We start from the raw sequence: 4955 nt of genomic DNA, 5'->3' as shown, positions 1-4955 counted from the left end.
CACACAAATTGCATGATAACTAATTGTTAAAGAAAGCTAGTTTATCTCTGAGGAGAAAACTAACCGAAACAAAATCTCATTCGCTTTGTTTCGTTGCTGCAGGCCTTGCCTGAAGCGAGATGCGCATCATACGCACCTGAGTTTTAATGTCAACGTTTATTTCTAATTAAAAAGTATTTTTTTAAACTTTCTTTTCAGAAGATTCAAATTTACTCTTAAAACGTTAAGTTAACTTAGTTGGTTTACACCACGTTAAGTGACTCATTAAAACCGTTCGTTTGGGTTACCCCTTGGAACTGGAGCGCATTCTAGCGATTTCTGACTGCACGTCAACACTTAATTGTCATTAAATGTTGATTAAGTGTTTGTTTGCTTTTTAATTGTACAAACCCCACTGTGATTGAGTTTTAAATGTTCAAAGCGCTGAAAAATCAGCCAGCTTGAGCGGTTAACAACGGGCATATTATTTCATCATTAAGTCACTCACATTAGACTGATACTTGAAAAACGCTATTTAAAGTCTGATTTTTGCTAAGATAGCTATATCAGTCATCTAAAATCTCTTATTTATGCATAAAAATTATTTTCGAAGCTATCGTGGCATTACTCCTATATTAGGTAATGCTGTTTATGTTGATGAAACTGCCGTACTGGTTGGTGACATTACCTTAGGTGATGATACTAGTATCTGGCCTTTAGTGGCCGCTAGAGGTGATGTCAACAAAATTACCATTGGCGCTCGAACCAATATACAAGACGGTACTGTTTTACATGTCACTCGAAAAAGCGCAGGTAATCCCAATGGCAATCCTTTAGTTATTGGTGATGATGTTACTGTTGGTCATAAGTGTATGTTACACGGCTGTGCTTTAGGTGATCGGATTCTGGTCGGTATGGGCGCTATTATTATGGATGGCGCTATTGTGGAAGATGATGTCTTTATCGGTGCCGGTAGTTTAGTGCCACCAAACAAAACACTAAAAAGTGGCTACTTATATGTTGGTAACCCCGTCAAACAATCGCGAGAGTTAAAAGAGAGTGAAGCTAATTTTCTTAAACAGTCAGCGATAAACTATGTTGAATTAAAAGCTGAGTACTTGGCTGATAGCAATTGATCTAAGGTGTTACCTCATTTCTATATGTATTTCGTTATCCTCTGGCTCGTTTTTTTCGAGCCAGAGTTCTGTTATTTCTTCTAAATCATATTTAGTGTAATTATCAATTTCTGCTAATTGCTTTAACTGCATAGAATGAAAATATATTGTTATCTTCTGTCCAGACACCTGGCCAGTAAAAGACCAAGCATCATGCTGCTTATTAAAATGTAAATCATCATTAAATAAAATCGCTTGGTTCATCTTATTTCTCACTACGCTTTCGTTACTTTAACTGAGCTCTTAAGGAGGCAAGTACAGGCTCTACTGCTGGGCTGACTCCTCTCCACAAATGAAAGCTTGCAGCAGCCTGCCCCACCAACATACCTAAGCCATCAATAATATGTTCAACGCCAAGCTGTTTTGCTTGCTTTAAAAAAGCGGTTGGCTCTTTGCCATACACCATGTCATAACAAGCTACTGAGCTTTTAATGGTTTGATCAGAAATGGGTAAACTATCGCCTGATAAGCCTGCTGATGTGGCATTGATGATAATATCAAACACTAGATTATTGGTCTCTGCGAAAGTAATAGCTTCAATGGCGTCATTAGGATACTGCCTAGTAATAGCCTGTGCTTTACTTAATGTTCTATTGGCGATAGTTAATGACTGGGGAGACTGCTCTAATATTGACTGCACAACACCTTTTGCGGCTCCGCCAGCACCCAGTAACAACACCTTACTATCTCGCAGCTGTACTTGATGGCTAAGTAAGTCACTCACTAAACCGACACCATCGGTAGTATCACCATAAATAATTCCATTAGCAAAGATTAAAGTATTCACTGCGCCAGCCAATGTAGCTCTTTCACTCAACTCATGACAGAGCGCAAATGCTTGTTCTTTAAATGGTGCGGTAACATTGGCACCTTTGCCATTGTTAGCCATTAACTTTTTTACCGTACTGTCAAATTGATCTAATGCAACCCACTCACTTTGGTAGTTCATTATTTGCTTTGACTGTATCGCAAACTGTTGGTGAATAAAGGGAGATTTTGATTGGGCGATAGGATTGCCAAATACGCGATATTGATCCATAAAATTACTAGCTTAAATGTTTAGCTGTAGACTACCGTAGTTGTTAAACAATGAAAACAAAAAAGCAGTAGCTGAGTGACTGCTTTTTTGTAACTTTGACCCTTCTTGAATAAGGTTAAAAGTCTCTTTAAGCTTTATAAACTAACATCAGTGAATGCATGATGGTGTCTACTTCAACTTTAGCACTACCATTAATACCAGTTCCATTAAGTTTGTGATCTTGTTGTGCGCAGGAAAAATAATTCAAGGTAAGGCGCTTGATTGAGCAATAGCTGGCTATTGGGAGTGAGAGCAACACAGCCTTGAGCTATTTTAACTAGTACAAGTGAGCAATAACTTAATGTAATTGGTATAACACTTATCTCTGTTGATGTGTCGTTGCTAGGTTAATAAACAACAAGCAATAATACTAACGTTACGTTATAACCACTCTTGCGGGACTAAATAATCTTGTAACTCGGCTTCAGCGCTGCCAGCTTCCGCCTGAAAGTTATACTCCCAACGTGCCAGTGGTGGCATTGACATCAAAATAGATTCTGTTCTGCCACCTGATTGCAAGCCAAATAAGGTACCGCGATCAAAAACCAAGTTAAATTCAACGTAGCGGCCACGACGATAAAGTTGAAATTGACGGTGGTTATCATCAAAAGGCATCGCTTTACGCTTTTCCATTAAGGGTAGGTAAGCATCAAGAAAGCCTTTTCCAACTGCTTTCATATAATCAAAGCACTTATCGAATTCCCATTTATTAAGATCATCAAAAAATAAGCCACCAACGCCACGAGTTTCATTGCGGTGTTTTAAATGGAAATATTCATCACACCACTTTTTATATTTTGGATAAACATCGTCACCAAAAGGCTGACAAATATCTTTTGCCGTTTGATGCCAATGCACAACATCTTCTTTGAACGGGTAAAAGGGAGTCAGGTCAATACCGCCACCAAACCACCAAACCGGTGCTTCACCTTCTTTTTCAGCAATAAAAAATCGGACATTGGCATGAGACGTGGGAATAAAAGGATTTTTAGGATGAATAACTAACGACACACCACAAGCTTGCCATTTACGGCCAGCCAATTCTGGACGATGCGCTGTTGCAGATGGTGGTAACTTATCACCAGAAACCACTGAAAAATTGACCCCGCCTTGCTCAATAACGCTACCATTAGTTAGTACCCGGGTTCTGCCGCCACCGCCCTCCGCGCGCTGCCAGTTATCTTCAATAAATTTACCACTACCGTCAGCAACCTCCAACGCAGTACAAATTTGGTCTTGCAACGATTTTAAAAATTCAACAACAACATTGATATTTATAGTGCTCATAAGCGAATAACATCTCCAGATAATGCATCAATAATAGTAGAAGGCTGATCAAAGCCTAGCGTTTTTCCTTTAATAATAAAATCAATCTTATCGGCGAGTTCATTGGGGATTCCTTGCCATGTTTTGGCCGGGGATTTACCACTTAAGTTTGCGCTCGTAGAAACAATCGGCTTATTGGTAGCGAGACAAAGTGCCACAACGTCTGGTTGGCTAGTAACACGCACGGCAATAGTATCAAAGCACCCCGTCAACAACACAGAGGTGTTGGCATTTTTAGCCACTAGTTGCGTAATGCCGTCGGGCCAACGAGATAATACCGCAAGGTGTTTGTCTTGAGGTATTTTACTCTCGTCTATATAAGGTAAAAGTTGCGCATAGTCACCCGCAAGCAGTATTAAACCTTTATCTACTGAACGTGACTTAATCGACAGCAGTTTTTCAATTGCCCCATCGTTATCAGGATCGCAGCCTAAACCAAATACGGCCTCGGTCGGGTAAGCTAAGATCCCACCCTGTTGAAATGTTTCTAATGCTGTCGTCATGGCGTTTATGATGCGCGCTTAGTAAAATTAATTTAATGATGATTATACGTTTTTTACTGGCAAACAACATGGCTAGTAAAAAAAAACGGTAAGAGTCTGTAAAACACTTACCGTTTGGATTCGATGCTCTAGTAATAAATTAAGTTTCAAACAGCTCTTTTATTTTCTGTCTGAGCACGAACTTCTGTACTTTACCGGTTGAGGTTTTAGGTAACTCGCTAAAAACAATTGTTTTAGGCACTTTAAAACCAGCCATATGTTCTCGGCAATATTGAATTATTTCTTGCTCTGTGAGCGTCTGCCCACGTTTTAGCGCTATAAATGCACAGGGAGTTTCACCCCACTTTTCATCTTTTTTGGCCACGACAGCGGCTTCTAAAATAGCTGGATGGGTATATAACACCCCTTCGACTTCAACCGATGAAATATTTTCCCCCCCCGAAATAATAATATCTTTTGAACGATCGCGAATTTCCATATAACCATCTGGATGTTTAACCGCTAAGTCTCCTGAATGAAACCAACCGTGGGCAAAAGCCTCTTCCGTGGCTTTTTCATTTTTCAAGTAGCCTTTCATGGTGCTATTACCGCGGAACATTATTTCACCGATAGTAACTCCATCTGGGTGAACAGGCTCCATAGTATCTGGATTTAATACATCAACTTCTTCTTGTGTGATGTAATACCAATTACATTAATTAACCACTCAAATTTAGCCAGTCTCTAAAGCATATATCTTTCACCCTTTTTATATCACTTATGAAGCCGTTCCATGCATTACTACAAGATTCAACAATATCGTCATAATCCTTAAAACATTTATTCGCTAACTCATTCTGTCTTAACCACTGCCATACCTGTTCAATTGGATTTAATTCAGGTGAATAAGCGGGT

General features: G+C 39.4%; 7 protein-coding genes. 1 reads left to right on the top strand and 6 read right to left on the bottom strand.

Annotated elements, in window-relative coordinates; genetic code table 11:
- The first annotated feature begins 569 nt into the window (after positions 1-569).
- Entirely contained in the window at positions 570-1115 is a 546-nt protein-coding gene (locus ESZ39_RS17110) for a gamma carbonic anhydrase family protein (RefSeq protein WP_146881133.1), read from the top strand.
- A gap of 9 nt (positions 1116-1124) precedes the next feature.
- Here ESZ39_RS17110 and ESZ39_RS17105 read toward each other — a convergent pair whose 3' ends face one another.
- From ESZ39_RS17105 to ESZ39_RS17080, 6 genes are all read right to left on the bottom strand, one after another.
- The gene (locus tag ESZ39_RS17105) at positions 1125-1358 is read right to left on the bottom strand and encodes a hypothetical protein (protein WP_146881132.1); all 234 of its coding nucleotides are present in this window, start codon (positions 1356-1358) and stop codon (positions 1125-1127) included.
- Positions 1359-1380: 22 nt separating this feature from the next.
- The gene (gene aroE, locus ESZ39_RS17100) at positions 1381-2193 is read right to left on the bottom strand and encodes a shikimate dehydrogenase (protein ID WP_146881131.1); all 813 of its coding nucleotides are present in this window, start codon (positions 2191-2193) and stop codon (positions 1381-1383) included.
- A 420-nt stretch (positions 2194-2613) separates the two neighbouring features.
- Positions 2614-3519, bottom strand: coding sequence for an oxygen-dependent coproporphyrinogen oxidase (gene hemF, locus ESZ39_RS17095; RefSeq protein WP_146881130.1), 906 nt, complete (start codon positions 3517-3519; stop codon positions 2614-2616).
- The gene (locus ESZ39_RS17090; protein ID WP_146881129.1) at positions 3516-4061 is read right to left on the bottom strand and encodes a Sua5/YciO/YrdC/YwlC family protein; all 546 of its coding nucleotides are present in this window, start codon (positions 4059-4061) and stop codon (positions 3516-3518) included. Before ESZ39_RS17090 ends, hemF begins: the two co-directional genes overlap by 4 nt.
- Before the next feature lie 139 nt (positions 4062-4200).
- Entirely contained in the window at positions 4201-4659 is a 459-nt protein-coding gene (locus ESZ39_RS17085; protein ID WP_411266893.1) for an AMP-binding enzyme, read from the bottom strand.
- A 100-nt stretch (positions 4660-4759) separates the two neighbouring features.
- A partial coding sequence (locus ESZ39_RS17080; RefSeq protein ID WP_191321678.1) for a transposase occupies positions 4760-4955 on the bottom strand: 196 nt, incomplete at its 5' end.

Origin of the sequence: Colwellia sp. C1TZA3 (assembly GCF_007954265.1) — a bacterium.
Taxonomy (GTDB): Bacteria; Pseudomonadota; Gammaproteobacteria; order Enterobacterales; family Alteromonadaceae; genus Cognaticolwellia.
The sequence above is the reverse complement of the archived record's forward strand: the minus strand, read 5'-3'. Positions and strand labels throughout refer to the sequence as shown.